A 26,881-nucleotide genomic window follows, 5' to 3' on the forward strand; every position below is an offset into this window, starting at 1 on the left:
TGCGCCCGCCGCGTTGATGACCAACGGCACATCATTGCTGCCGGTGATCGTGATCGTGACGACTTGATCGATGTAAGCACCGAATTCATCGGTGACACGTGCCGTATAGGTCTGGGTGACTTCCTCGCCTTCCTTCAAGGCCTGCGTGGCGGCGAGGGTGTTATCGAGGGTATAGGTCCAGACGCCGGTCGCGGCATCGAGTACGAAATCGCCATAGGTGGTGCTCGGCGTGCCCTGCACGCTCCAGGTGCGGGTGGCATCGGCGTCCACATCGGTGGCGCTCAGCGTGCCGGTGGCGACGGTGCCATCGTCCAAGGGGCCGGCTTCGCTGACGTTGCCTACCAGCGCGCCGAGCGTATTGCTTATCACCGGCGCATCATTGGTACCGTTCAGGGTGACGGTGACGGTCTGGGGGGTGCCATCGACGGTGAGTGCCGTAAAACTGTCGTAATACACGACACCGGCGGCGAGTGCGTTGTTCGCATCGGCGCTATATGTCCAGACACCGTTGGCATCAATGCTGAATACGCCATGGCCGTTGCTTCCGGCGACCTGAGTCTGGACCTGAAACTGTCCGCTGCCTTTGTTGCTTGTCAATGCTGCGCCGACATTGAGGGGCGAATCTGTTTCAGTGACCTTTGCCGTGTTGATGCCGCCGATCAGCGTGATGACTTGCGGTTGCTCCGCTGGTGGGGGCAAGGGAGTGACGCTGGTGCTGATGGGCGCAAATGGCGCGGCAGGCAAGGGAGAGGAAAAAACCGGCGTTGTGACGGGGAGGGGGGCAGGGCTGGGGCCGGAAAAAGGCGCCGTAGCTGCGCTGTTGGAGAACGGAGCGCCCGCATTGAAACCGGAAAAAGGCGCGATCGAATGGCTTCCGAAGTTCGTATTGCCGAAGGAACTGCCGGGAGCACTGCCACTGGTGGAACTTGCGATAGTGAAAGACGAGCCAGGATCGGCGCCTGCACCCGTTGCGCCAGGCCCCTCGGTCAGCCGCGAGATCGCAGAGGTTTGAGCAGGAGTCGGAGCGCCGAGCTGCGCGTCCTGAATACCTCCGGCCTGCAATACGATCGCCTCGCCCGGTAGCGAGATCCGGGACACGATGCCGGCGCTCTGTATGAAGATTCCGCTATTGCCCTCGAGCGCCGACACGTTGGAGTTGAGCGCCATGACCGTGGTTTCGCCATTCGAGGCGTTGACATGAACGCCAAAGTTCTGGCCGCGGCCGTCCATCAGCCCCGCCGGGGTGCGAATGAAGATACGAGCGCCGCTGACATCCAGGTTTTCTAGGATGACCGCGCCGATACGGACATCCATGGTAAGCGTCGATGTATCCGCTCCCGCTTGTTCGATCAGTTCGTGCTGCAACTCCACGCTTGAGTTGGCGCCTATGGTTGCGGTAACTACCGGCTTGTTTGTGTCCTGAGGCTCGGTTTCGACGAATTCGAGTTTTGCCTTGCCGTCCCCATTGCTGTCGATGATGTCGCCATCCAATAAGGCATCACCTGGCTTGAGGTCAGTTTCATTGTTGTTGCGAACCAGCCGAATGCTGCCGGTCGCTTCCCTGACGTGGGCGACGATGATTTCTGCATCCGAGCCGGCGACGCTGCCGTCACTTCCGGACGATGTCGGAAGCGGCGCTGCCGCGAGGTGGGGGAAATTCGCGAGCAGTATTTCGCTACTGAGCGCAACAGATGAACCGGGAGCGGTAAATACCGCCTTGGGGTCATTGAAGAAGTCGGGGATGACGGTTGTCTCTCCATTGGCCGATGTGTATATCAGATTGTTGCCATCGCGCAACAATGTACCGCCATCCAGCCCTGCGAAATTGCGGCCGGAGTTGTTTTGTGCAGTCGACGGTACGGTATCTGTAATATTGTCGGTGGCCATGGACGATTCTATTTTTAGGTTTCGTTAGACCGAACTTGGTCATGTTTCGCGTGCTTACATGGCGCGCGGAAATTTCTAAGTGTCGAAGGCGGGACGCTTCGCTCCGGAAGGGAGTGCCGACATTTTTGCGCAGCGGCTTTGATGCTCGGTCATAGCGCTGCAGCTTATAGGCGGTTTGTAAAACAATGCCGTTCTGAAAAGGCGAGTTTCACGGCAAACGCACTTCCTCGGGAAATCACCTCGTCGCGAGGATATGAGTTTCCACTTGTAAAGTGTCTGAGCAAATCTGAGCAGGGAGGGCGCTCTTGCGTTCTTGTCAGGCTGACAAGGGTGAAACGCCGCTCGCCAGGGGGCGGTGGATGATCTTGATCTCTTCGTAGAAGCGGTAGCCAATGCCGCGAAGAGTCGTCACGGGCAACTGGAGGCCGCACGCCTGTTCCACTTTGCGCCGCAGTCGGCGCATCTGTGTGTCCAGGCGGCGTTGGTCATATTCAAGAAAGTCTTCACCTAGGGCGAGTACGATCTTCTTGCGGCTGACGGCTTCGCCGCTCGCCGCCAATGCCAGCATTACAGTGAGGTCTTGCGCGGAAAGTGGGATAGGTGGGAATCCGGGCGGGATCAGTCGCGGTGGCGCCGTCGATAGTTGCCAATGTTTCACGATCTCCGGAACGTCTTGCGGCAAGGCTTGCATGGCCTCGAGGCGTTTGCGCTCGGTGATGTCACGCGCTACGGCGATGCGCCTCTGATCCGCCTCCGACCATCGGGCCGACCAGTTTATATGGACAATCTCGCCGTCCTTGCGCACGTAGCGGTTTTCGAAATGAAATTGCAGATACCCGGCGTGGACTCTTGCGGCGGCTTCCAGTGTTCTCTGGCGGTCCTCGTGGAAGACAAAGTCGATCATCGGTTTGCCGATCATTTCTTCGGGGGTATAGCCGAAAATTCGCTCGCACGCACCGCTGACGGAGACGAAGCAGCCCGTCGCATGGTCGACGACGCAGATAGCATCAAGCAGGAAGTCCAGAATGTTCGAGTAATCGGCAAAGTTACTATTTTTCATGACATCAATGAAAAACGGACACAGAGGAGCCGAAGCGAGCAATCTGTCGGGGAGCGATGAAGGAGTTGACGAACAGGCATAAGTGAACTGCAGGATACTTGCCGTATTGTTTGCTCAGAAAGCGGAAGTCAAGGCGGCGCCCATATGAACCCCTCGGGGAGATCCCTTCAAGGGACAGCTTGGTTTGATGAAGCTGTATGGTCGTCTAAATTACTGGCTACTGAGCACAATTATTTTATTTATATTTATTTCAGGCACGGCAGTCTAACGTCGAGGTTCCAGGTAAACAAGCTGCGAAGATCTTCTGGAAAGCGTCCAGCAGCTGGACGAGATTCACCGTGGCGGACGTCAGCCCTCGCGTGAGTTCGTTGTCGAGTCGCTGCAGGTCAAAGAGATCCGCAAGCCGACGCGATCCAGTCGGACCGGCAAAGGCGTTGCTCCGCGCCATCCATAGCGATCCGAGGCTCGTCGTCCAGACGCTTTCTTTCGTCTGATGCTAGTACGGCTGGACCTTTTCGACACTTCTTCGACACCACCAAAAGCCAGAAACAATAAGGCCCTGTAAGCACAGGGCCTTATTGTGTGGTGTCTGGAGCGGGCGAAGGGAACAGCACCCGGTCGCTAACTCGTTTATTACGAACGTTTTTTCCGATCCAAGCGTCACGGAATGGACTCGATTGTGGACTCAAGTCTTCGGCCTGGTCAACGCAGGCCGTTGCGGGTGATCCAAAGCGAGCCAAGCACATCCATCAACAGCCAGAGCATCGGATTTCATACCGAAGTCTATCTGTCCACTGGCACATCACGCCACAGGCCGCTACGGACAGGTGAGCTGCGTCCTCAAAGGATTGACTCATCATCGACAGGCCCGGTCCCGCCCGCCTTTCGCCCGCTCGATGAACCGCTTCATGGGCTCCGAGGGTTCGCCCCGGCGGCGCAGCAGGTAGGTAGAGAGCACCGGTGGGCTGCCGGCCAAGGGACGAATGGAGATGTCCGGGCGCTGTAGCGTCTGCACCTGCGAGGCGATGGCGAAGCCGATGCCGTAGCCGGCACCGACCAGGGTCAGCATCACGCCCAGGCTGGTCACTTCATCGACCAGCTTGAGCGGCGTGCCTGCGTCCTGCAGCAGCGCTTGAATCTGATGGCGGCAGCCCGATCCCGATTCGGGATGGCACAGAACCAGCGGGAACTTCAGGGCTTCGGCCAGCGGCACCTGCACGTGTGCCAGCAAGGGGTGGCGTGCGGGCACGATCACCGACAGCGGATCGGTCCACACCGGCTCGGCGACGAGGCCATCATGTACCGCGTTTGACAACGCAAAGCCGATGTCCAGCAGATCGTCGTGCAGCGTCTTGAGCTGCTGCGCGAACGGCAGCTCGAAGACGCGAATCTCCATCTCGGGCTCCTCCTCGCGGCTGCGTGCCAGCAAGGTGGCGATGCGGGGCTGCGCCAGGCCGTCGCAGATCGCGATGCGCAGATGGCCCTGGTAGCCCTGTGCCGCCGCCTTGGCGCTCTTGACTGCCTGCTCCACGGTGGCCTGCACGCGCCGGCATTCGCCGAGGAACACCTGGCCGGCCCAGGTCAGCCGCGTCAGGCGTGTGCTGCGGTCGAACAACTGCACGCCAAGCTGGCTTTCTAGGTCGCGCATCGCACGTGACACAGGCGATTGCTCGATGCCCAGACGCTCGGCTGCCCGGGCCAGATGCAGTTCTTCCGCGACTGCGATGAAGTAGCGCAGCAATCTGAAATCCAAGGCCACCTCCTGTTCGTCTTCTTCTGGTTCGGCCTCTCGGGCGCCAGCATCTCCATCCACATCCCGCCCACTTACGCCCCGCCAGGCTTGCGATGTGCCGGCGCCCTTCCGCCAATGAGGTGCGGAGGGCGACGTTTGCGCCCGCTAGAAATCGACCGTTGGCAGCCGTCTGAGATAGCAGTTCTGCTGTTCATCGAGACCTCTTTTTCGTGCTTCCCCTCTTGCGGCCTGGCTGCACAGTGGTAAGATAGTAATAGATTACTCACTTTTTGGGATGCAAGCAATGAGCGGACGCTCCAGGCATCTACCGGCTGATGAGAGGCGCGCGGCCACCGTCGAGGCAGTGGTCGACTTGGCTGCCGAACAGAACCCCAGCGACATCACGACCACGGCCATCGCGCAGCGCATGGGGTTGACCCAGGGAGCACTGTTCCGTCACTTCCCGACTAAAGACGCAATCCTGCAGGCGGTGATGTCCTGGGTTACGGAACGCTTGCTGGCTCGAGTAGACAAGGCCGCAGAAGGTGCTACGTCCCCCCTCGCAGCTCTTGAAGCGATCTTCAAGACGCACATCGACTTCGTGGCCGAGCACCCGGGGGTGCCGAGGATGCTCTTCGGCGAATTACAGCGGCCGGGGGAGACCCTGCCCAAGCAAATGGTGCAGACCTTGACCCGTCAATATGGTGAGCGGTTGCGTCGACTGCTCGAAGCCGGTAAGGCGCGAAGCGAGCTGCATTCAGAACTGGATGTGGACGCGGCCGTCGTCTTGTTCATCGGCACAATTCAAGGGCTGGTGATGCAGTCGTTGCTGGCGGGCGATGTAGCACGCATCCGCCGCGACGCGCCAGCCGTGTTTGCCATCTATCTCCGTGGCATCACGCACACCCGATGAAACGCCTTCCATCCTGCCGCCACGCAGTTCCTCGGTCAGCCGAGAGGCACACCACGGTCATGCGATCGCGTTGCGCCTCCAGCGCGAATCCGCGTCATTCAACACTCAGCCCGACCGCCCGGCGGAATGCACACGCACGCCGCGACGACGAAGGCCTGGGAGTTTCCCCGATCAAGTAAAGGCCATGAAGATGACCACTCATCCACAACGCAGCATCTGGCACTGGCTGATCTCCCTGCTTGCGATCGGCTTCGGTCTGCTCACTCTTCGGGAGGGCGGCGCCGTTCTGTTTGTCGACGGCGCGGCGCGCCAAGCCGCCGGCCACTATGTGCCCTTCGTGCTCTGGTTCAATTTTCTGGCCGGGTTCGCCTACATCGTCGCCGGCGTCGGCTTGTGGATGCGCCGGCGCTGGGCCGCGTGGTTGGCGATTGTCATCACGGTGGCGACCGCACTCGTGTTCCTCGCTTTCGGAGTGCATGTGGCTCTGGGTGGCGCCTGGGAGCGACGCACGGTGGTCGCCATGACGCTGCGCACGTTGGTGTGGGCTGGCATAGCGGCCATCGCCTGGCGCCGGTCAGCGGCGAATGCGCCGGTCGCACGCGAGCACTGAGCACCTTTATCCAGCGGAAACCCATCGATGAAAACTCCAAACCTCCTCTTCAAGAAAACCCGTTGGGTCGTGATCGCCGTCGTCGTGCTCGCTCTTGGCGGCGCACTGGCGTTCTGGTTGTCGCGCGACCATGGACAACAAGATGCATTGCGCCTCTACGGCAACGTCGACATCCGCGAGGTGCAACTGGCCTTCCGTCAGCCCGGGCGCGTGATGCAAATGGCTTTCGATGAGGGCGATGCCGTCAGCGCGGGCGCGCGCCTGGCGGCGCTTGACGCGCAACCCTATCGGGAAGCACTTGCGGCAGCACAGGCCCAGGTGCAGGTGGCGCAGGCGGAACTGGCCAAGCTGCGCCGCGGTCTGCGACCGCAGGAAATCACCCAGGCGCGCGAAGCCCTCAGGCAGGCCCAGGCGCTCGCCACCGAGACCGAGCGCAATTTCCAGCGCCAGAGTGGCCTGCTGGCATCTGGCGCCAGCAGCCAGCGCACGGTCGATGCAGCCCGCACGGCGCGCGACCAGGCAGCCGCTGGCGTCGAAGCGGCCAAGGCGGCCCTGTCGCAAGCATCCGAAGGTTTTCGCAAGGAAGACATCGCCGCGGCAGAAGCTCGCCTTGCGGCCGCACAGGCTGCCGCAGCGCAAGCCACGACAGCCTTGGCGGACACCGAGTTGATGGCGCCCAGTAGCGGCACCGTCATCGCACGAGTGCGGGAGCCCGGCAGCATGGTCGCAAGCCAGAGCGCGGTCTACAGCCTGAGCCTGGACAAGCCGGTTTACGTGCGCGCCTACGTGGGCGAGTCGGACTTGGGGCGCATCGCGCCCGGTACTTTGGTGCGCGTCAAAAGCGATTCATCAGAGAAGGTCTATCGCGGCCAGATCGGCTTCATCTCGCCGCGCGCCGAGTTCACCCCCAAGACGGTGGAGACGACGGATTTGCGTACGGATCTGGTCTACCGCCTGCGCATCGTCATCGACGAAGCCGACAGCGACAGTGCCTTGCGCCAGGGCATGCCGGTGACGATCGAGGTCGATGCGAAAGCCGGCACCCGTATCCCGGCGGGGGAGCGTTGAAATGCAGGCAAGCCCTGCTATCGCCGCCGTGCCTGCGGGTGCGGGCGAAGACGCTGCCATCGTCATCGAAGACGTGGACAAGCATTTCGGCGACGTAAAGGCGCTGCGGGGCTTGAGCGCGCGCATCCACTATGGACGGCTGACGGGTCTGGTCGGCCCCGACGGCGCCGGCAAGACGACGCTGATGCGGATTCTGACCGGCCTCCTGGTGCCGAACGCCGGCCACGTCACCTTGGCAGGCTATGACGTGGTCAAGGACAACGACGCCATTCATGTCGCCAGTGGCTACATGCCGCAACGCTTTGGCCTGTACGAAGACCTGTCGGTGATGGAGAACATGCGCCTGTATGCGCAGTTGCGCGGCATGGATGCGGACCGCAACGCCGATCTGTTTGCCGAGCTGCTGGACTTCACGCGGCTCGGACCCTTCACCAAACGCCTGGCCGGCAAGCTCTCCGGCGGCATGAAGCAGAAGCTGGGCCTTGCCTGTGCGCTCATGGCGCGGCCGAAGGTGCTGCTGCTGGACGAGCCGGGCGTGGGTGTCGACCCGGTCAGCCGCCAGGACTTGTGGCGCATGGTGCAGGCGCTGACCGATGAAGGCATGGCCGTGGTCTGGTCCACCGCCTATCTCGACGAAGCCGAGCGCTGCGAGAGCGTGCTGCTGCTGAACCAAGGGCAGCTCCTGTTCGATGGCCCGCCGCAGGAGCTGACCGCGCAGCTCGAAGGCCGCAGTTTCCGTCTGGAAGACGTCGGTGCCGAGCGCCGAGCGGTCCTGACCCAGGCACTCGACCTGCCCAGCGTGAGCGATGGCGTGATCCAGGGCGCCGGCGTGCGCGTGGTGTTGCGCGAGGGCGCTCAAGCGGAGCAGCTCCAGGCCCTGTCCGATCAGGCGCGAGTGGAGCTGGCGCAGGTGCCCGCGCGCTTCGAAGACGCCTTCATCGATCTGCTCGGTGGCGGCCCCGGCGGCACTTCGACGCTGGCCGAGCGTCTGCCGCCGGTTGAGCTGGGTTCCGACATTGCCGTGTCGTGCCGAAACCTCACCAAGCGCTTCGGCGAGTTCACCGCCACCGACAACGTCAGCTTCGAGGTGCAAAAGGGCGAAATCTTCGGCCTGCTCGGCCCTAACGGCGCCGGCAAGTCCACCACCTTCAAGATGTTGTGCGGCCTGTTGAAACCAACTGCTGGCGAAGCGCATGTGGTGGGCCATGATCTGCGCCGCGCCACCGGCGCAGCCAAGAGCCGGCTCGGCTACATGGCGCAGAAGTTTTCGCTCTACGGCCTGCTCTCGGTGCAGCAGAACCTGGAATTCTCGGCCGGCGTCTACGGACTGGAAGGCAACACCCGGCGCGAGCGCATTGCCGAGATGATCGAAACCTTCGATCTGGGCGACTGGCTGTCCGCCACGCCCGATTCCCTGCCGCTGGGCCACAAGCAGCGCCTGGCATTGGCTTGTTCGCTGATGCACCGGCCGCCCGTGCTGTTCCTAGATGAACCCACTTCGGGCGTGGACCCGATCACCCGGCGCGAATTCTGGACCCACATCAACGGACTGGCCCGCAAGGGCGTGACCATCATGGTCACCACCCACTTCATGGACGAGGCCGAATACTGCGACCGCGTGGCCATGCTCTCGCGTGCGCAACTGATTGCGCTGGATACGCCCGACGCGCTCAAACGTTCGGCGGTCAGCTCCGAACGACCCGACCCGACGATGGAGGACGCCTTCATTCACCTGGTGGAGTCGGCGGACCGCGAGCTGGAGGCCGCCACATGAACGGCACCACAAAGCACAAGGACGGGAATGGACCACAGCAGACCGACCTGCGCCATTTTGATCTGCGGCGCTTGATCGCCCTGGTCACCAAGGAAAGCTACCAGGCGCTGCGCGACCCCTCGACGCTGCTGATCGCGTTCGTGCTGCCGGTGGTGTTGCTGCTGCTGTTCGCCTATGCGGTGTCGCTGGATGCGAAGGATGTCCGCGTCGGCGTGGTGCTGGAGTCGCCCGGCGCTGCAGCGCAGGAGCTTGCGGCGGCCTTTGCCGGCACAAAGTTCCTGGATGCCCACTTCGCCCATGACCGGCGCGAAGTGGCCGACCAGCTGGTCTCAGGCGACCTGCGCGGCTACGTGGTGATCCCGCAGGATTTCGAGCAGCGGCTGGCCCAGCGTGGCAGCGAGCCGCTGGTGCAGATCGTCACCGACGGCTCCTACCCCAATACCGCCAACTACGTCGAGAACTACGCCCGCGGCGTGGTCCAGTCCTGGCGTGCCGGACTGGACGTCGGAGCACCAGCGCAGGCCGTCATGCTGGAACCGCGCTACTGGTTCAACCCCGAGCTGGAAAGCCGCCGCGCACTGATTCCCGGTGCCATCGCCATCGTCATGACCATCATCGGCACCATGCTGACTGCACTGGTGGTGGCGCGCGAATGGGAGCGCGGCACCATGGAGGCGGTGCTGTCCACGCCCGCCTCGGTGGCCGAAATCCTGATCGGCAAGCTGCTGCCGTATTTCGTGCTCGGCATGCTATCCACACTGGGTGCGGCGGCGCTGGCGGTGTTCGTGTTCGGCGTGCCGATGCGAGGCTCGCTGGCGGCGCTGCTACTGCTGTCGGCGGTATTCATGGTACCGGCGCTGGGTCAGGGTCTGCTGATTTCCTCATTGGCACGCAACCAGTTCCTGGCCGCGCAGATCGCGCTGTTCACGGGTTTTCTGCCGGCTTTCATGCTGTCGGGCTTTCTATATGAGATCGACGCGATGCCCGCGCCAATCCGGGCCATCACCCGGCTGGTTCCGGCGCGTTACTTCGTCGATTCGCTGAAGACGGTGTTCCTGGCCGGCGACATCTGGGCCGTGTTCCTGCCCAACCTTGCGGCCATGGCGGCGATCGGGGTGCTGTTCTTCGTGATCGCCAAGCGCGCCACGCGCAAGAACCTGGAGTGACGCGATGTTGACTTCCGCATTCTCGTTCACCCGCCTGCGCGCCCAGTTCATCAAGGAAGTGCTCAGCGTCCTGCGCGACCCGCGGAGCCGGATGGTGGTGTTCGTGCCGCCGATCCTGCAGTTGCTGGTGTTCGCCTTTGCTGCGACGCTGGAAGTGCGCAACGTCGATATCGCCGTCTACGATCAGGATGCGGGGCGCTGGTCGCACGAGTTGGAACAGCGCCTGGACAGCGCGCGCTTCATCACCCACGTCCGGCATGTCGACAGCCAGCAGCAGCTGCACGAGCTGATCGACCGTGGCGAGGTGATCGCCGCGCTCGCCATCCCGGTGGATTTCTCGCGCTCCATCGCTGCCGGCGAAAGTGGCCGCGCCCAGGTACTGGTCGATGGCCGGCGCAGCAACTCGGGGCAGATCACCGTGGCCTATCTGTCTACCATCGCCGCCGATGTCGGCGCTGAGGTCGTGCCCGACGCCCAGGCACCGACGCCAGTGGTCGTGCGCCACTGGTTCAACCCGAATCTGGTCTACCGCTGGTTCATCGTGCCCGGCCTCACGGGCATCCTGGCGCTGTTCAGCGCGCTGCTCATCACCTCGCTGTCGATTGCACGCGAACGCGAGCTTGGCACCTTCGACCAATTGCTGGTGTCGCCCACTTCAACGCCGGAAATCATCATTTCCAAATCACTGCCGGCACTCGCAATTGGCACCGTGCTGGGCCTGTTCATGATCAGCGCAGGCGTATTCCTGTTCGGCATCCCGTTTACTGGCTCGTTTGCACTTCTGCTCGCCAGCCTGGTGCTGTTCATCCTGTCGGTGGTCGGCATCGGCCTGATGATTTCCGCGGTCAGCATGACCCAGCAGCAGGCCATCCTGGGTGCGTTCGCCATCGGCGTGCCGGCGGTGCTGATGTCCGGCTTTGCGACGCCTGTGGAAAACATGCCTGTCGTCCTGCAATGGCTGGCCCAGGCCATTCCGCTAACCCACTTCCTCATCATCGTCGAAGGCAGCTTTCTCAAGGCTATGCCGCCCGGTGACATTCTCGCCAGCCTGTGGCCGCTGGCGGTCATCGCCCTTGCCACGCTGACGATGGCCACCGTATTCGTCCGAGGACGCCTGCAATGAAATCCAAGACCCGCACTCCCTTTCTTCGCGCAACCGTCACCGGCCTGACCCCAGGGCGCGTGCGTCCGCTCGCGCTGGCCCTGTCCTGCGTGCTGCTGACTGCCTGTGCGACCGTGGGCCCCGACTACCGCGAGCCGCCGCCGGTCGACGTCGGCAGCGGCTGGACCTTGCCGTTGGCAAGCGAATCCCAGTCCGCAGACTTGAGCCACTGGTGGTCTGCACTGGACGATCCGATCCTCGACCGCCTGATGGCCACGGCGCTGGCACAGAACCTGGATCTGCGCCAGGCTGCGGCACGCATCGATGAGGCACGCGCCCTGCGCGATCGCGTGGCCGGCGAGGCATTGCCCACCGTCGGCGCTGGCACGAGCGTCAACCGGCGCCGTCAAAGCGAGAACGGCCCCTTGCCCATCGGCTCCATCCCCGGTCTTGACGCCACGCAGACCATCTACGATGCGGGCTTCGACGCGGCCTGGGAAGCCGATTTGTTTGGGGCCAAGCGGCGCGCCATGGAAGGCGCCAGCGCCCGCCTGGAGGCGACCGAAGCCGAGGCACAGGGCGTACGCATGCGCATCGTGGCCGAGGTCGCGCGCACCTGGTTCACCGCCGCCGGCGCCCGCTACGAGTTGCACACACAACAGGCCACGCTAGATACGCTGCAGCAGACCTTGGAATTGGTGCGCCTGCGGCATGCGCTGGGCGACGCGTCGGCCGCCGACGTGGAGGCGGCGTACGCCCAATGGACAGCAGCCAACGCGCTTATCCCGGATATCCAGGCGCGCCAGCGCGCCGCGGTGCTCAGCCTGGGCGTGCTGCTGGGCGCACCGCCGGAGCGGGAGCTGGCACTGCTTGATGGCCCCTTGACGCCGAGCACGCTGCGGGCGCTGCCGGTGGGCGAGCGCGCAGATATGCTGCGCCGACGCCCTGACGTGCTGGCTGCGGAACGTCGCCTGGCAGCGAGTTCCGCCGACATCGGCGTGGCCACAGCCGAGTTGTTCCCCAAACTCTCCATCGGTGTCGGCGGCGGGTTCCAGGCGCTCAGTACGGGCAATTGGTTCGATGCATCCAGCTCGCGTTTTTCCATCCTGCCGCTGATTTCCTGGCGCCTGTTCGACGGTGGCCGCGTGCGAGCCGAAATTCGGGCACGCGAGGCAGCCGAGCGGCAGGCTGCGCTGGCCTACGAGCAGGCGGTGCTGGCGGCGCTGGGCGATGCCGAGCGCGCGCTGGGCGACTATCACGGCGGGCTGGACACACTGGAGCGCCGCGGCATGGCACTGGATGCCACGCGCGTGAGCTACGGCCACGCCAAGGCCCGCTACGCCGCGGGCGACATCGCCCTGGTCGAACTGCTGGCAGCCCAGCGCAGCCTGCACGAGGCGGAAACCGCAGCCGCGCGGGCGCATACCAACGCCGCCGTGCAATTGGTGGCGCTGTACAAGGCCCTTGGTGGTGGCTGGGACGTATCCACGACGGCATCGACCGCAACCCATCCGCTGCGGGGCGCTGCCGCCCCCGTCGCGTTTTCAAGCCGCTGATTCAACACAAGGAGACCGTCATGCAAATCAACGTTGGAAATCTCGACCGCATTGTGCGCATCGTCATCGGACTGATTTTGCTCAGTCTCCCATTGTGGCTGGACTCATCCTGGCGTTGGCTGGGACTCATTGGAATCATGCCACTCCTCACCGGCCTGGCAGGCCGCTGTCCTGGCTATCGCCTGCTCGGCCTCAGCACTTGCCCGATGCGAAAACCCGAGTGAACGCCCTATGAAACTCAGTTTTTTGGGCGCAGCCCGAGAAGTCACCGGATCGTGCTTTCTGGTCGAAGCGGCTAATGTCCGCTTCCTGGTCGATTGCGGCATGGTTCAAGGTGGGCGTATAGCAGCAGCACGCAACCACGAGCCGTTCGCGTTCGACCCGGCGTCCATTGACTTCGTCCTGCTGACCCACGCCCACATCGACCACAGCGGGCTATTGCCCAAACTCACGCGCGCCGGGTTCAAGGGGCCCATCTACGCCACGCCAGCGACGGTTGATCTGCTCGGGGTGATGCTGCCCGATAGCGCTCACATCCAGGAAAGCGATGCCAAGCGGGTTGCCAAGCGGCTCAAAGAAAAGACCGTGCCGCCACCCCTGTATACCCTGCAGGATGCACACGAATGCCTGCAGCAAGTACGAGGTATCGAATACGACCGGGAGTTCGCACCCCGCGTCGGAGTGCGCGCCCGCTTTCGTGATGCCGGACACATCCTTGGTTCGGCCATCGTGGAAGTGTGGATTACCGAGTACGGTTACCCCACGAAGATCGTGTTCAGCGGCGATCTGGGTCAGCCGGGACGCCCCATCCTGCGCGACCCGACACCCATTGAGGAAGCCGACATCCTCGTCATCGAGTCCACCTACGGTGACCGCCGGCACAAGGATTTTTCGGCGACCGAAGCGGACATGATCGGCATCGTCGAGAAAACCCTGTTCGAGCGCGGCGGCAATGTCATCGTTCCGGCCTTTGCGGTCGGCCGAACCCAGGAGGTGCTCTACCACCTACATCGTCTCACCTGCGAAGGGCGTCTGCAGCGTCCAATGGTGTTTGTCGATTCGCCGATGGCCACCGAGGCCACACGCATCACGCGCGAGCATCTCGAATTGTTCGACGAACAGGCGAAGCGGTTGGCCGGCTGGCACGCGCGCGGCGAGAACCTCCCATACCTGAGTTTCACAGCGAGCGCTGAGGAGTCCATGGCGCTGAACCGGATCCGCTCCGGAGCCATCATCATTTCTGCCAGCGGCATGTGCGATGCGGGACGCATCCGGCACCACCTGCGGCACAACTTGCCACGCCGCGAATGCAGCATCTTGTTTCCCGGTTTCCAGGCGCAGGGGACGCTTGGCCGGCGCCTGATCGAGGGGGCCGAACGCGTGCGCATCTTCGGTGAGGACATTCCGGTACGTGCTGCGATCCACAGCGTGGATGGCCTCTCGGCGCATGCCGACCAAAAGGCGTTGCTGGATTGGGCTCGGGGTTTTATTCACCCCCCGGCGCAAACCTTCGTGGTGCATGGGGAACTGTCCGCCGCCCAGACCTTCGCCGAACTCTTGCAACAGCAACTCGGCTGGCAGGTCACGGTGCCTGAGTATGGTCATGCGCTGCGCTGGCCGGACTTTCTGGCGCACGAGTGATGAAGCCCGCCGAAGATCTCGATGAACGCCTGCGCGCCATCCGCGAGTCGCCAACGTACCGTCTTGCGTACGAAGACATCGAGCTGCTTGGCCAGGAAGAACTGCGGCCGCTGCGACTGCAGCTCGAACTGCTCAAGCCTGACCGCATCCTGCACGAGCAAGGCATTCGCTCGACGGTAGTGGTCTTCGGCAGCGCACGCGTGAGCGATGCCGAGACGGCAGAAGCCCGTCTTGGCGCGCTGGAGCGTCAGGCGCGCGTCACTCCGGAGGATGTCGGGCTGAGGCAAGAGCTTGCCCGAGCCAATCGCCGGGTCGAACAGGCACGTCACTACGAGCAAGCGAGGCGTTTCTCGGGCCTTATTTCGGCGCGTTTCCAGCAGCAAAACCGCCGTGATTTCGTCGTCGTCACCGGGGGTGGGCCCGGCATCATGGAGGCCGCCAACCGCGGTGCTTTCGAGGTCGGCGCACGTTCGATTGGCCTCAACATCACGCTGCCCCACGAACAGGCACCCAACCCCTACATGTGCCCAAATTTGGCGTTCCGATTCCACTATTTCGCGCTGCGCAAGATGCACTTCTTGTTGCACGCCAAGGGCTTGGTGGCCTTCCCCGGTGGCTATGGAACGCTCGATGAGCTGTTCGAGGTGCTCACCTTGATCCAGACCGGAAAGATGCAGCGTATTCCGGTGGGGCTGGTCGGCCGTGCATTCTGGCGTCGCGTAGTTGATTTCGATCTTCTGCTCGACGAAGGCTATGTCTCTCCATCCGATCTCGACTTGTTCACCTGCGTAGACGAAGCCGAGGAAATCGTTAGTGCTCTCGAACGCTTTTACGTCAACAGGGCAGCAGGCGATGGGGCGACATGATCGGCGTCGACGGGTATTGCCGGAGCCTGTGCGGCACCAAGGTGCGGCAGCCGATGCAGTGCGTCATCTTGTTGATTGCGGGTGCATTGTTCAGCCCGATTTCTGCTTTTGGTTCCGAAGTCTCACTCTCTGCAAATCCTCCCTCCTGCTCGCCAGAGCAATCCCTGCGCTGGCGGGGCGGCACCCTGCGTCTGGAGAACGATTTGTTCACCGGCTCCGATCGCAACTACACCAACGGTGTCGCGCTAACAGCAGTCTCACGTGATCTGCAAGGCGGGCTCCGTCCGGAGTGCCTGCCTCAGCCGATTGGTTTGTACGCCCGCTTCATCGGCTGGGCTGATCCCGGGTTCTGGCGCGATTCCGGCGCCCAGACATCGTCGCAAAACCTCGTCGTGCGCTTTGGCCAGTCCATGTACACGCCCGAGAACAAGACGCGCACCGACGTGATTCCAGATGACCGACCGTACGCTGGTTTGCTCTACCTGGGTTTGGCGTGGAATCGCCGCATCCACCCACAAGCCGCCAGCTACGAAATGCTTGACGTGCGTGAGCTGACCCTGGGCGTGATCGGCCCCTGGTCGCTGGCCGAGCAATCTCAGGATCTGGTGCATCGGGCACGCGGCATTGAGCGATTTCGCGGCTGGGACAACCAGTTGCGCAACGAGCCGGCATTTCAGATGGCCATGGAACGCAAGTTCAAGCCGTACACGGAGGGTGCGGTCCGCCCTGGATGGGGCAGCGACGTGATCGGCAGCTATGCCCTGCGGGTCGGAAACATCGAAACCGCCGCCAGTACCGGCGTGGAGTTTCGCGCGGGCTGGAACATACCGAACGACTTCGGCAGCTATCCGATCCGCCCTGGCGCGGAGAACCGCCCGCCCTCTGGTGTTGCCGATCTGCGCACGACAACGCCGCAATCGGTCCTGGCGCCCAAACCTGGGGCACATGTCTTCCTGAACCTGGAGGGTAAAGCCGTCGCCTGGGACTTCTCACTCGACGGAAACATGTTCCGGAATAGCCACCATGTCAGCCGGCGGCCTTGGGTCGCGCAAGCAGCTCTCGGCATCAGCAGCCAATGGGTCGTTGCTGGACGTGGCGTGCGGCTTGCCGTGATGCGCGTTTGGAGAACCCGCGAGTTCGACCAGCAGGCGGGCTATCACGCATTCGGATCGATCGCGCTGAGCTTGGAATTTTGAGGACACCTGCAACCATTCGTTAGACCCAAAGCATTCGTCACAACATCAATGGAGAAATTCGTGAACCAGCCCTTGAAACCCAGATCGTTCTTCACAGTCTCGCTGTCCGTGCTCTTGGCAACCTTCGCCACGGCACTCGGTGCGCAGTCCGCAGAGGCGGCAAAGCCAATGGCGCTTCGTACCATAATGGAAAGACTCGGGCGCGACATGCAAGTCGTCACGGGCGCGATCTCCAAAGAAGACTGGCCACTGGTCGCCGAGCTAGCACCACGAATCGCCAAGCATGCCGAGCCGCCCATGTCGGAAAAGATGCGCATCCTTGCCTGGCTTGGGGCAGACGCTGGAAAGTTTCGGGGTCTTGATGGACAGGTGCATGACGCCGCGACCGCCATGGGCGAGGCCGCAAAGCGGAGTGACGGCCAAGCAGTCATCGCGGCTTTCTCCAAGACCCAGCAAAGCTGCCTAGCCTGCCACCAGAGTTACCGTCGCTCGTTCGTGGAAAAGTTCTATGGAAGTCGCTAGCAGGGGATGGCTACACCTGCTGACGGAAGACTAGCCCCTATCCAATCGATATACCTCGACGAGTTCCAGGTTCCCAAGAAGCCACCCGTTCAGCGATCACGGGTTCCTGCTTCACCCGCCGCAGCACTCGTTGGATCTGACGTGCATGACTCCCGCATGCATGTGGGTCACACGGCACCATCGGATAACGCAGCACCTCGTCCAGTGAGATACGTTTGTGCTTGAGCAGCGGATGCCATGCCGGCACCGCGACCATGAGGGGGTCGCTCCAAAGCACCTTAGCCACGATGCCGTCACCCACTTCACCAGACTGGGCCCTAGGTCATACAGATCGTCATGCAGCCCCTTGATTTGCTGCGACAGTGGCACCTCGAACAGGCGCAACTCGACTTCGGGCTCCTCCTGCCGGCATAGCGCCAGCAAGGTCGGCAAGCGCGACGGGGTGATGCCATCGGACAGCGCAATGCGTTGCTGACCGTGAAAGCCGTTGGCCGCTGCCCTCACGCTGTCGCGGGCTTGCTGCAAGGCAGTGAAGATGCGCGGCACATGTTCCAGGAATTGCTTGTCCGCCCGCGTCAGCCGCTTGCTGCGGCTGCTCCGGTCGCAGTGCTTCAGCAGCGCGGTTACAGGTGGCGATCTCGAAGTCGCCGAACATGCCCATCGACAGTTCATCCGGCGCGATGCCCGCTGGCGCGAGCTTCAGACGCCGCGCCGCCGCCCGTGTCGACAGACCAAATCGCTCGCCCTCGGGGAGTGACGTAAGACGCCGCGACTGTCTTCCTCGGGTCGCTGCGGCCACAGAAGACTAGCCGAGGCGCGCTGGCGCGAGTGCTCTAGCCATCCGCCATGACCGCCGCCCGCGCTCAAGCAGCGTTGCAATAACTCCGGACACCATTGCCCGCGTGCTGTGAGCCGGCGACGGCAGGCGCTGCAAGACATGCCGGTCTCTTCTCCGCACGCATGCGGCTCCCTACGATCATAAGGACTGGTCACGTCACGAAGGACTGCGCATGAACTTACGTCATCTTCGCTGCTTCATTGCTGTAGCCGAGGAACTGCACTTCGGTCGAGCCGCTCGGCGGCTGCACATAGAACAATCTCCCCTATCACGCACGATCCGCAAGCTGGAGACAACTCTAGGCGTGACGTTGCTCAGTCGCACGCCGCGTGGCGCAACCCTGACCTGGGCAGGGCGAGTCTTCTTGGAGGACGCCCGCCGCGTCATGTTGAGCGTTGAGCAGGCAGTGGCCAGAGCGAAGGCTGCTGCCTCCGGTTTTCAGGGCACTTTGCGCATCGCGCTGTCGAGAGACATAGGGCGGGCGAGGCTATCAGCACTGCTTGCGCTGTGCCGCGAAGAGTCGCCGCAGGTAAACATCCGGCTCTCCGAAGTACCGCTGACCGAACTCGTGCAGGGGCTGAACGCGGATCTGTTCGACGCCGGCTTTGCAATGGTCGATGAAGTGGAGGCCGGGATCATTGCTCAGCCGTTGTGGGCCGACCCCTTGGTAGTGCTCCTGCCCGCACGGCACCCGCTTGTAGCCTTCAAGGAAGTGCCGTTGCAGGAAGTGGTGAGCTATCCGCTGGTACTTTGTGATCCACGGGCATGCCAAGGTTGCGGTCGGCAGAGCGAACGACTGTTCCGCTCTGTCGATGTCCAACCGATTGTGGCCGAGTACGCCGCTTCTCACGGGCTGATGCTGACGTTGGTGGCCGCAGGGTACGGGCTAGGTTTTTCCACTGCCGCGCACTTGGCAACTTGCCAGCCGGCGGATGTTGTTGTCCGCCCGTTGGCCGATCAGAGCGCATCGATAACCACCTATCTGTTACGAACCGAGGGTGGTATGACGGAGCCGTTGCAGCGGTTCATCGAACGCGCCGAACGTGTATGCCATCAGGACGCAAGCACATCACGCGCGATCTGACGCAGATCTATCGAAAGGTGCGCGGCTAGTTTTCTCGGATTGCGCGATTCATCTTTGGTCTTGCGGCTGACCCGATCTGCATGGCTCATGCGCTGTACTGATGCCAGTTTCGACGCAATTGCTGCGCCCTTCCGTCCTCCGGCACTCGCCTGCGGGCTCGCCGCCGCGGTCATTTCACTGACGCGGAACGCATGAGCTTTTGCTGGTTGCAAACCGGCTCATCCTGTTGACGCATTGGCACTTTACGCCGTTGGAATTCCTACGGAAAACTTTGGCCAGGTTTCGGGTAAAGCGCGGCACCCATGCTTGACTCCAGGGGAGCGCGACCACCAAGCCGCGTGCCGGTCCAAAGGCAAAGCGCCCGCATCATGGTTGAGGAGTTTCAAGCGTAGCAAGATGTAGTTCGCCCTTAGCCGGCCGTCAGCGCCGATGCAACGCTTCCTTCCACGATCCCGGCCGGTCCTGCGCTTCATCCGGATTTCTGGGCAATCGCCTCGCCCACTTGGGCGGTGCGCGTCTGCCAGAGTTCGATCCGACGATGGGACGCACGCGACATGGAGAAATCGAGTTGCCTTGCCTTTGGCGCCAGGATCTACTACCGCCCGATCGAGGCGGCCGTCCGTTGGGCGGGACTGTTGCGCTTTGAGCCGCGGATTCTGGAAACGCTCGGGCCACGTGCCATGCCTGAGCCGAACGACTTTCCGCGCTGGCCCTTGCTGCGCCTTTTCTCCGAGCGCATCTTCGACGCATTGGCACACGATGAGCTTTCTTACGGCAAGGCAGGCATGGCGCAGGAACCTCAGCGCCCCGCACTCGACGATCCTGCGTTGATCGTGCGCCACGTCGACCTGAAGGCGTGGATGTCGCATTACTACCCCGGTGAGCGGCCTCCATTCCTGTTCGACGGCATCGAGCGCGAACTGCATCCTTCGGTGAGCGTCGCCATGCTGAACGTGTTGCTGGCCGATCGCGAGGCCGCCAAGCTGCAGCTTGCCGAACTCGCACAACTACATGCGGCGCTGAAGGCACAGCACGAAGCGTTGGCGAAGGAGCATGCCAGTAGCATTCGTGAGGGCGATGCGAGTGAACCGGGCCTGCGCAGCGAATCGACTTACCTGAACATCATTGGCGGCCTGCTGACATTGCTGTTGGGCAAGTCCCCCGCGGGCTCTGCCTACTCGTCCTTCCGCAACATGGATGCGGTGATCAGTGCGCTACTGGCCCACCATGAAGGGCGGCCCGGCATCAGCGAGCGAACGCTGTGGAGCAAGCTGGCACAGGCGCGTCGCCACCTGGAGGCATCGCGCTGAGCCTGTAACAGCAGACTGCAATTGCAGTTGCGTGTTCTGCAGTTGCAGTGAATCTCGCAGCAGCAGCATATGGAATGCGAGGCACTTTCTGAACAACGCCATCGAGCGTCAAGGAGTGCCTCTCATGTCTTCGCAGACCATCGCGCCGGCCTTGCCGCCCGAGCACCGCGTCCTGCGCCGCGCCGAGGTCGAAGCCAAGACCGGCTTCAAGCGCGCGCACATCTACAGCCTCATGAAGGAAGGCAAGTTCCCCAAGGCGCTGCGCCTGGGCGTGCGCGCGGTGGGCTGGGACTCGGTGGAGATCGAACAGTGGATCGCCGATCGCCTCAAAGAACGCGCCTGACGCTTCTTCTCGGTTCATGCCATTCGACGAGGAGAAGCCCATGCAGGTGGTGTCCATCATTTCGACCAAGGGCGGCGTGGGCAAGACCACGACGGCGGCCAACCTGGGCGGCTTCATCGCCGATGCCGGGCTGCGCGTGCTGCTGCTGGACCTGGACGTGCAGCCCACGCTGTCGAGCTACTTCACGCTGGACGTTCGCGCGCCCGGCGGCATCTACCAGATGCTGGCCTTCAACGAGCGGCGCATCGAGCAACTGGTGTCGCGTACCGTGATCGCGGGCCTGGACCTGGTGCTCTCCAACGACGACCGCGGCGAACTGAACACGCTGCTGCTGCACGCTCCGGATGGGCGCCTGCGACTGCGCCATCTGCTTCCCGTCTTCCGCACGCACTACGACTTGCTGCTGATCGACACCCAGGGCGCGCGCAGCGTGCTGCTGGAGATGGCGGTGCTGGCGTCCGACCTGGCGCTGTCGCCGGTGACGCCGGAAATCCTCGCGGCGCGCGAGCTGCGGCGCGGCACGCTGCAACTGATCGAGGACATCGCGCCGTATCGGCACCTGGGCATCGAGCCGCCGCCGCTGCGTCTGCTCATCAACCGTGTACATCCTGTGTCGTCGAATGCGCGGCTGGTCCAGCAGGCGCTGCGACAGGTGTTTCAGGAACAGGCCGGCGTGCAGGTGCTGGGCACCGACGTACCGGCCATCGAAGCCTATCCGCGCGCTGCGACACGAGGATTGCCGGTGCACCGGGTGGAGCGCCGGCAGCCGGCTGGGCGCACGGCGCCCGCGGCGTTGGAGACCATGCGCACGCTGGCCGGCGAGCTGTTCCCCGTGTGGCGGGAGCGCTTCGCGCTGGTCACCGGTCGGGCCGATGCGGGAGGGGCCGGCCATGGCGAGCGCGCATGAACTGGCGCGCGGCCGCGAACGGCTGCGCGCGCTGATCGAGTTCGCGCTGGGCGAAGGCTGGCGCGTGGTTCGCACGTCCGGCGGGCACCTGGAATTCACGAAGCAAGGCTGCGCGTCGATCTACACCAGCTCGACGGCGAGCGACCACCGTGCCGACCGCAATGCCCGCGCACAGCTTCGCCGCGCCGACCGGCAAGCGCAGGAGAATGGCCGTGGCTGAGCTGACGCCGCAGGACATGGCTGCCAAGCTGCTGGCCACCGGCTTCGAGCGCAGCGGCCCTTCGGCCGCGACCTTGAGCGACCCCATCGCCGACACGCCGATGGTGGTGACGCTGGACCAGTTGCGGCCCTACGACCACGACCCACGCGTGACGCGCAACCCGGCCTATGCGGAGATCAAGGCGTCCATCCGTGAACGTGGGCTGGACGCGCCCCCCGCGATCACGCGCAGGCCGGGCGAGGCGCACTACATCATTCGCAACGGCGGCAACACGCGGCTGGCGATCCTGCGCGAGTTGTGGAGCGAGACCAAGGAGGAACGCTTCTTCCGCATTGCGTGCCTGTTCCGCCCGTGGCCGGCGCGCGGCGAAATCGTGGCGCTGACCGGGCATCTGGCCGAGAACGAGCTGCGCGGCGGCCTGACCTTCATCGAGCGGGCCTTGGGCATCGAGAAGGCGCGCGAGTTCTACGAGCAGGAAAGCGGCCAGGCGCTGTCGCAAAGCGAACTCGCGCGGCGACTGACGGCCGACGGCTATCCGGTGCCGCAGTCACACATCAGCCGCATGAACGATGCGGTGCGCTATCTGCTGCCGGCGATCCCGACGCTGTTGTACGGCGGATTGGGCCGGCATCAGGTGGACCGGCTCGCAGTGCTGCGCAAGGCGTGCGAGCGCACCTGGGAGCGGCGTGCGCTGGGCCGGCCGCTGACCGTGGACTTCGCTTCGCTGTTTCAGGATGTGCTGTCGCAGTTCGACACGCAGCCGGAGGGCTTCTCGCCCCAGCGCGTGCAGGACGAACTGGTGGGTCAGATGGCCGAGCTGCTGGAAGCGGACTACGACACGCTGGCATTGGAGGTCGATGACAGCGAAAGCCGTCAGCGAGTATTGACCAGCGAGCCGGCCGCGCCGAACCCGGCAACGCCTGTCGCACCTGCGGCGCCAGCCATCACGCCGCAACTGTCGCCCGCGGCGCCAACGCCACGGGACACCTCGCCCGTCGCGCCACCGGCAGAGACACCCTCGGCACCACCTGCCGCTGCACCAAACGCCCGGGACGGGCAGCGCGACGAGCGCCTGCAGGGGCACATCGTGACGCCGGCCCCAACCACCGAGCGCCTGCAGTCCATCCAGAGGATGGTCGCGGATCAGCTCGGCGACAAGCTACCCGACTTCGAGGCCGACGCGCTGCGTGCGATCCCGGTGCAGGTTGGCGGGCTCTTTCCCATCTCGGATGTCTGGTACATCGAGCCGGGCCTGGACGTGCCGGATCGCCTGCGCGTGCATATCGCGCAGTTCGCTCGCGAGATCGCGGGGGAAGCGGCGGTGGGCGACCACATCGAAGCCAGCGATGGCGGCATCGGCTTCGTCTGCGTGACGCCGGCCGTGGGCCAGGCGAAGGCGCTCCCGGCGTTCGCGCGTGCGATGCTGACCCTGCTGCACGCGCTGAGCACCGCGCCGGCACCCGCGACCGGGCTGGACAGCGCGCGGCTGGCCGATGACCTTGGGCCGCTGCTGCATGGTCACGGCGGCTTGGTCACGCGCCTGAGCGATGCCGGGCTGGTAAAGCTGTTCCGTCTGCTGCGCCTGGCGCGCCGGCTGCTGGATCTGGAAGCCGGCGTAGCGAGCCAGGATTCCTGAGCGCAGGAGGCTCCCGTATGTCGGCACCGCACCCGCTCAACCAGGCCGTGATCGCCCAGGCCCTGCATGACCTGCGCAACGGCCAGTTGCGCCGCTGCAAGGCCATGGGCTTCGGTGAGGAGGAGCTGGATGCGCTGAAGCACCCAGAACTCGTGAGCATGCTGGTGAATGCCACGGTGTCGTGGTGTTCGGTGTCGGTGAACCGGGAAGTGTTGAAGCGGCTGCTGAGCCAGGTGCACGACGTGGAGCGGGAGATCGCCACGGTAGACCGCATGCTGCGCCTGGGGGCGAGCACGGAGATGGTCAGCAAGTTCTACGGCCTCACGCATCAGGAAGTGGCGCTGCGCCGCGACATCCTCGGGCTGCCCAAGCGTAAGGGTCGGCATCCGGTGCTCGACGAGGCGCAGGACGTGGCCCTGTGGGAACGCTGGAAGGCCGGCGTCTCCGAGCGCCATATCGCCCTGACCGACGACATGGCGATGCTGGAGCTGACCATGGATCTGGCCGAGGCCATGACTCTGCCCATGTCGGTGCTCTGGTCGGCGATACGGAACTGGATCGACCAGGGGCTGGTGTAGGCCATGAGCACGGGTGGCGTACCACGGCGCGAAGGCCCCGTTGCGCTGTCCGCGCTCTTCGACGAGGCCCTGCAGCACCTGCAGCCGGCGCAGGGAACGGCGCCGGCCGCCGACGGTTTCCTCTACAGCGGCAACCGCCATGAGAGCGTGCCGCGCAGGCTGTTCCTCGACCGGCGCCTGACGCCGCTGGAGCGCAACGCCTGGCAGGTGTTCCGCCTGCAGCTCAACGACGACGGCGTGACCGCATTTCCCACCTACGACCAATTGCGCCCCTACCTGGCCTCGATGCCCTGCGCGGCGCAGGCATCGCACGAGACCGTGGCGCGCGCCCTGACGCTGCTGCGGCTGACGCGCTGGCTGAGCCTGGTGCGACGACGGCGCGACCCCAAGACCGGCCGCATCCAAGGCAACCTCTACGTGCTGCACGACGAACCGCTGTCGCCCTTCGAGGCGATGCAGCTCGATGCCGACTACCTCGGCCTGGTCAGCCAGGCGCTGACCCATGCCGCCAAGGCGGTGCAGATCGTGGGCATGAACACGCTCAAGGAAATTGCCGAAGACCCGCTGCTCAGCGGCCGCACGCTACCGACCCGCCTGCAGGTGCTGGCGCAGCGCATGACACGCCACGGCTTGGCGGCGGAGAGTTATCCACAGGAGGTCGCCGACTACGATTCCGAAGAAGGCCGAAATGCCTTTCTTCGGAATGCTGCGCGCCCGTCTTCGGAATCCGAAGCAGGGCCGGAACCCGCGCCGGACGGCTCTGTTGGGATTCCGAAGGAGGACCGTACAGTACGTAATGATCGTATAAATGAAGCACGTACAGTACCGTGCGCGAGGGCCTTGCAGAACCTGCGGCTGCCCGAGCGCTTCCTGCGCCTGAAGGACGAGCAGCAGGCGGGTGCGCTTGTGGCGCTGCAACAGGTGGACGAGGCGCAGCGCCAGGCGGTGCTCGACGAGTGGGCGGCGCGCTGTGGCGGCAGCACGGTGCGCAATCCGCCCGGCTACCTGTTCGGCATCATCCAGAAGGCGATCCGCGGAGAATTCCGTGCCTGGGCCGGGCAAGGCGATGCCCGCGCCATGTCCGGTCCGGCATCCGCTGTGTCAAAGGCCGCCGGTCCGGAGGTGGCACAGGCTCACATCACGCGCCTGCGCTCGCTGCTGGAGCGGCCATGAAGGCGGCACATTGCGCCATCCCCAAGGGATGGTTGCAACAGGAAGCCTTCCGATCAATACGGACCGGGCAAGGAAAAGCCTGCCGGACGCTTGCTGGCGTATTCATTTTTGCGTATGTTGAATACAACAACGGCAACAGGAGCCAGACATGCCCCGGACAACGACCACGACCATGACGGTTCGCCTCAGCGGACCGCTCAGCGATTTCGTCGCCGCCAACGTGGGCGAGCATGGCGACTACGAGAACGTCAGCGAATACATGCGCGACCTGGTCCGCCGCGACAAGGAACGCAAGGAGCAGGAAGCCTTCGACCGGCTGAAGGCCGAGCTAGCCCATGCCTTTGGCGCCCCGGAAACTTCGTATCGTCCCCTGACCGCCGCCGACGTGACCGCGCGCAACCAGGGCTGACGGTTGTGGCCAAGGTCCTGGTCCAGGAGGCGGCGTCCTGGCGGCTCGACGAGATCTACCGCTACACGCGCGATCGCTGGGGCACCGAGCAGGCCGATCGCTACATCGCCGGGCTGTTCGAGGCCTTCGACGGCATCGACACGCACCGGACATCGTCCAGGCCCGTCCCGGCCGAGTTCGGCATCGAAGGCTACTTCTTCCGCTACGAACGGCACTTCGTCTACTGGCGCCGGCTCTCGAATGGCGACATCGGCATCGTGACCATCCTGCACGAGCGGATGCACCAGATCGACCGATTCCGGGACGATTTCGGTTCATGACCGGACAGACCGACGGCGATCTCCTGGACCGCCAGCGCGAAGTCCAGCGCGTGCTCGGCCGTTGCATGCTCCGCCTCCAGCAATACGAGCGCCTGATCAAGACCATCGTGGCCCACCACGACCTTACGGGACCGGCCCACGCACTGGCGTCGACCCGCGCGGCGCGCATCGCCGATGCCGCAGGCAAGACGCTCGGCACCCTGGTCGGGCGGCTCTTGGGATCGTATGCCGTCATCGACGGAACCGACACATCCGCCGATTCGTTAGGCAACGCCCCGAAGACCTCATCTCGTTCAGCATGCGGATCCACCTGAGCCTGTCCGCGGAAGACTACGCCCAGACCCAGGACGGCCTGAGGGAATTGGTGTCGCTGCGCAACAATCTGGTGCACCACTTCATCGACCAGCACGACCTGTGGACTTTGGGCGGATGTCGTGAAGCGCACAAGGCGCTGGCCGCCGCCTACGCTCGCATCGACCAGCACTTCGAGCGCCTCCGGGGCTGGGCCGAACACATGGACCAGGCCAGGCGCCTGGCGGCAGAGTTTGTTCAGCCCGATACCTTCCGTGACCTGGTGATCCATGACATCGCCCCGGCTGACTCGGTGGATTGGCCGGCGGCAGGCATCGTCCGCGCCCTGCGCGAGGCCTCGGTCGAACTGGCCGTGGAAGGCTGGACACCCGTTGCCAGCGCAGGACGATGGATCACACAACGGTATCCCGAGCAGCAGCCTGCCAGGTACGGCTGTGCCGGTTGGCGGCAGGTGCTTGCACGAGTCGCGCCTGTTCGAACCGCGCCTGTTCGAACTGAGCTACCGTGACGTGGACGGGCAGCGTGCCGCCTGGTACAGGGCTCGCGCCCACTGTCGAAGTCGTGGTGCCGCATCGGCGGCTTTCCCCGTCCTGCTGTCATCTCATCAGGCTATCCCTATCCCCAGGGGATAGCCGGTACAGCCAGCCTTCCGGCAGCG

General features: G+C 63.9%; 27 protein-coding genes and 3 pseudogenes. 25 read left to right on the forward strand and 5 right to left on the reverse strand.

What is annotated here, in order from left to right:
* From B597_RS47450 to B597_RS47725, 3 genes and pseudogenes are all read right to left on the reverse strand, one after another.
* Positions 1–1,887: VCBS domain-containing protein (locus tag B597_RS47450; protein ID WP_031323737.1), on the reverse strand; the 1,887-nt coding region annotated here is incomplete at its 3' end.
* A gap of 316 nt (positions 1,888–2,203) precedes the next feature.
* On the reverse strand, positions 2,204–2,578 hold the full coding sequence (locus B597_RS47720; RefSeq protein WP_226925009.1) for a winged helix-turn-helix domain-containing protein: 375 nt from the start codon (positions 2,576–2,578) through the stop codon (positions 2,204–2,206).
* Positions 2,570–2,947: pseudogene (locus B597_RS47725) on the reverse strand (PAS domain S-box protein); the annotation flags it as partial. The pseudogene B597_RS47725 and the gene B597_RS47720, both read right to left, overlap by 9 nt.
* Before the next feature lie 304 nt (positions 2,948–3,251).
* Here B597_RS47725 and B597_RS47730 point away from each other — a divergent pair.
* Positions 3,252–3,441: pseudogene (locus tag B597_RS47730) on the forward strand (hypothetical protein).
* 362 nt (positions 3,442–3,803) lie between these two features.
* Here the strand turns inward: B597_RS47730 and B597_RS42780 are convergent.
* Entirely contained in the window at positions 3,804–4,700 is an 897-nt protein-coding gene (locus tag B597_RS42780; protein WP_010792197.1) for a LysR family transcriptional regulator, read from the reverse strand.
* A gap of 283 nt (positions 4,701–4,983) precedes the next feature.
* Between B597_RS42780 and B597_RS42785 the strand changes: the two genes are divergently transcribed.
* From B597_RS42785 to B597_RS42840, 12 genes are all read left to right on the forward strand, one after another.
* Positions 4,984–5,592 (forward strand): TetR/AcrR family transcriptional regulator, encoded by a 609-nt coding sequence (locus B597_RS42785; RefSeq protein ID WP_014819566.1) that lies wholly within the window; start codon positions 4,984–4,986, stop codon positions 5,590–5,592.
* Positions 5,593–5,776: 184 nt separating this feature from the next.
* Positions 5,777–6,202, forward strand: a complete 426-nt coding sequence (locus B597_RS42790; RefSeq protein WP_014819567.1) for a hypothetical protein — start codon at positions 5,777–5,779, stop codon at positions 6,200–6,202.
* A 27-nt stretch (positions 6,203–6,229) separates the two neighbouring features.
* Complete coding sequence (gene hlyD / locus B597_RS42795; RefSeq protein WP_014819568.1) at positions 6,230–7,270, forward strand: secretion protein HlyD; 1,041 nt, start codon at positions 6,230–6,232, stop codon at positions 7,268–7,270.
* A 1-nt stretch (position 7,271) separates the two neighbouring features.
* Complete coding sequence (locus tag B597_RS42800) at positions 7,272–9,044, forward strand: ATP-binding cassette domain-containing protein (protein WP_014819569.1); 1,773 nt, start codon at positions 7,272–7,274, stop codon at positions 9,042–9,044.
* Positions 9,041–10,210, forward strand: a complete 1,170-nt coding sequence (locus B597_RS42805) for an ABC transporter permease (RefSeq protein ID WP_014819570.1) — start codon at positions 9,041–9,043, stop codon at positions 10,208–10,210. The genes B597_RS42800 and B597_RS42805 overlap by 4 nt, the downstream gene beginning before the upstream one ends.
* Before the next feature lie 4 nt (positions 10,211–10,214).
* Positions 10,215–11,333 carry an ABC transporter permease gene (locus B597_RS42810; protein ID WP_014819571.1) on the forward strand — a complete coding sequence of 373 codons (1,119 nt, stop codon included), beginning with the start codon at positions 10,215–10,217 and terminating at the stop codon, positions 11,331–11,333.
* Complete coding sequence (locus B597_RS42815) at positions 11,330–12,868, forward strand: efflux transporter outer membrane subunit (RefSeq protein WP_014819572.1); 1,539 nt, start codon at positions 11,330–11,332, stop codon at positions 12,866–12,868. Before B597_RS42810 ends, B597_RS42815 begins: the two co-directional genes overlap by 4 nt.
* A 20-nt stretch (positions 12,869–12,888) precedes the next feature.
* Positions 12,889–13,092: a YgaP family membrane protein gene (locus B597_RS42820; RefSeq protein WP_010792188.1), complete on the forward strand. Its 204-nt coding sequence runs from the start codon at positions 12,889–12,891 to the stop codon at positions 13,090–13,092.
* A gap of 7 nt (positions 13,093–13,099) precedes the next feature.
* On the forward strand, positions 13,100–14,509 hold the full coding sequence (locus tag B597_RS42825) for an MBL fold metallo-hydrolase RNA specificity domain-containing protein (protein ID WP_024162445.1): 1,410 nt from the start codon (positions 13,100–13,102) through the stop codon (positions 14,507–14,509).
* Entirely contained in the window at positions 14,509–15,375 is an 867-nt protein-coding gene (locus B597_RS42830; protein WP_024162446.1) for an LOG family protein, read from the forward strand. The genes B597_RS42825 and B597_RS42830 overlap by 1 nt, the downstream gene beginning before the upstream one ends.
* Positions 15,372–16,571 (forward strand): lipid A deacylase LpxR family protein, encoded by a 1,200-nt coding sequence (locus B597_RS42835; protein WP_031323741.1) that lies wholly within the window; start codon positions 15,372–15,374, stop codon positions 16,569–16,571. The genes B597_RS42830 and B597_RS42835 overlap by 4 nt, the downstream gene beginning before the upstream one ends.
* Before the next feature lie 48 nt (positions 16,572–16,619).
* Positions 16,620–17,093: a cytochrome c gene (locus tag B597_RS42840; protein ID WP_031323743.1), complete on the forward strand. Its 474-nt coding sequence runs from the start codon at positions 16,620–16,622 to the stop codon at positions 17,091–17,093.
* A gap of 76 nt (positions 17,094–17,169) precedes the next feature.
* Here the strand turns inward: B597_RS42840 and B597_RS46650 are convergent.
* Positions 17,170–17,693: pseudogene (locus tag B597_RS46650) on the reverse strand (LysR substrate-binding domain-containing protein); the annotation flags it as partial.
* Positions 17,694–18,103: 410 nt separating this feature from the next.
* On the opposite strand from B597_RS46650, the gene B597_RS42850 reads away from it, so the two are divergent.
* The 12 genes from B597_RS42850 to B597_RS47740 all read left to right on the forward strand — a co-directional run bounded on the left by B597_RS42850 (position 18,104) and on the right by B597_RS47740 (position 26,731).
* Positions 18,104–19,015: a LysR family transcriptional regulator gene (locus tag B597_RS42850; RefSeq protein WP_017244804.1), complete on the forward strand. Its 912-nt coding sequence runs from the start codon at positions 18,104–18,106 to the stop codon at positions 19,013–19,015.
* 554 nt (positions 19,016–19,569) lie between these two features.
* Complete coding sequence (locus B597_RS42855) at positions 19,570–20,325, forward strand: hypothetical protein (protein ID WP_010792182.1); 756 nt, start codon at positions 19,570–19,572, stop codon at positions 20,323–20,325.
* 124 nt (positions 20,326–20,449) lie between these two features.
* On the forward strand, positions 20,450–20,668 hold the full coding sequence (locus B597_RS42860; RefSeq protein WP_010792181.1) for an AlpA family transcriptional regulator: 219 nt from the start codon (positions 20,450–20,452) through the stop codon (positions 20,666–20,668).
* A gap of 40 nt (positions 20,669–20,708) precedes the next feature.
* Complete coding sequence (locus tag B597_RS42865; RefSeq protein WP_014819578.1) at positions 20,709–21,575, forward strand: ParA family protein; 867 nt, start codon at positions 20,709–20,711, stop codon at positions 21,573–21,575.
* On the forward strand, positions 21,559–21,795 hold the full coding sequence (locus B597_RS42870) for a hypothetical protein (RefSeq protein ID WP_003294162.1): 237 nt from the start codon (positions 21,559–21,561) through the stop codon (positions 21,793–21,795). The genes B597_RS42865 and B597_RS42870 overlap by 17 nt, the downstream gene beginning before the upstream one ends.
* Positions 21,788–23,431, forward strand: coding sequence for a ParB family protein (locus B597_RS42875; RefSeq protein WP_023125208.1), 1,644 nt, complete (start codon positions 21,788–21,790; stop codon positions 23,429–23,431). Before B597_RS42870 ends, B597_RS42875 begins: the two co-directional genes overlap by 8 nt.
* A 17-nt stretch (positions 23,432–23,448) precedes the next feature.
* Positions 23,449–24,009, forward strand: a complete 561-nt coding sequence (locus B597_RS42880; RefSeq protein WP_003294161.1) for a DUF2857 domain-containing protein — start codon at positions 23,449–23,451, stop codon at positions 24,007–24,009.
* Between the two features lie 3 nt (positions 24,010–24,012).
* Positions 24,013–25,182: an STY4528 family pathogenicity island replication protein gene (locus tag B597_RS42885; protein ID WP_003294159.1), complete on the forward strand. Its 1,170-nt coding sequence runs from the start codon at positions 24,013–24,015 to the stop codon at positions 25,180–25,182.
* A 148-nt stretch (positions 25,183–25,330) separates the two neighbouring features.
* The gene (locus B597_RS42890) at positions 25,331–25,591 is read left to right on the forward strand and encodes a ribbon-helix-helix domain-containing protein (RefSeq protein ID WP_003451164.1); all 261 of its coding nucleotides are present in this window, start codon (positions 25,331–25,333) and stop codon (positions 25,589–25,591) included.
* A 5-nt stretch (positions 25,592–25,596) separates the two neighbouring features.
* Positions 25,597–25,911: a type II toxin-antitoxin system RelE/ParE family toxin gene (locus tag B597_RS42895; protein ID WP_003294157.1), complete on the forward strand. Its 315-nt coding sequence runs from the start codon at positions 25,597–25,599 to the stop codon at positions 25,909–25,911.
* A complete protein-coding gene (locus tag B597_RS47735) occupies positions 25,908–26,225 on the forward strand; it encodes a hypothetical protein (protein WP_226925002.1) in 318 nt (105 codons plus the stop codon). The genes B597_RS42895 and B597_RS47735 overlap by 4 nt, the downstream gene beginning before the upstream one ends.
* Positions 26,210–26,731 (forward strand): OST-HTH/LOTUS domain-containing protein, encoded by a 522-nt coding sequence (locus B597_RS47740; RefSeq protein ID WP_226925003.1) that lies wholly within the window; start codon positions 26,210–26,212, stop codon positions 26,729–26,731. The genes B597_RS47735 and B597_RS47740 overlap by 16 nt, the downstream gene beginning before the upstream one ends.
* Positions 26,732–26,881: the final 150 nt, after the last annotated feature.

The organism is Stutzerimonas stutzeri KOS6 (genome assembly GCF_000307775.2).
In the GTDB taxonomy this organism is placed as follows: domain Bacteria; phylum Pseudomonadota; class Gammaproteobacteria; order Pseudomonadales; family Pseudomonadaceae; genus Stutzerimonas; species Stutzerimonas stutzeri_B.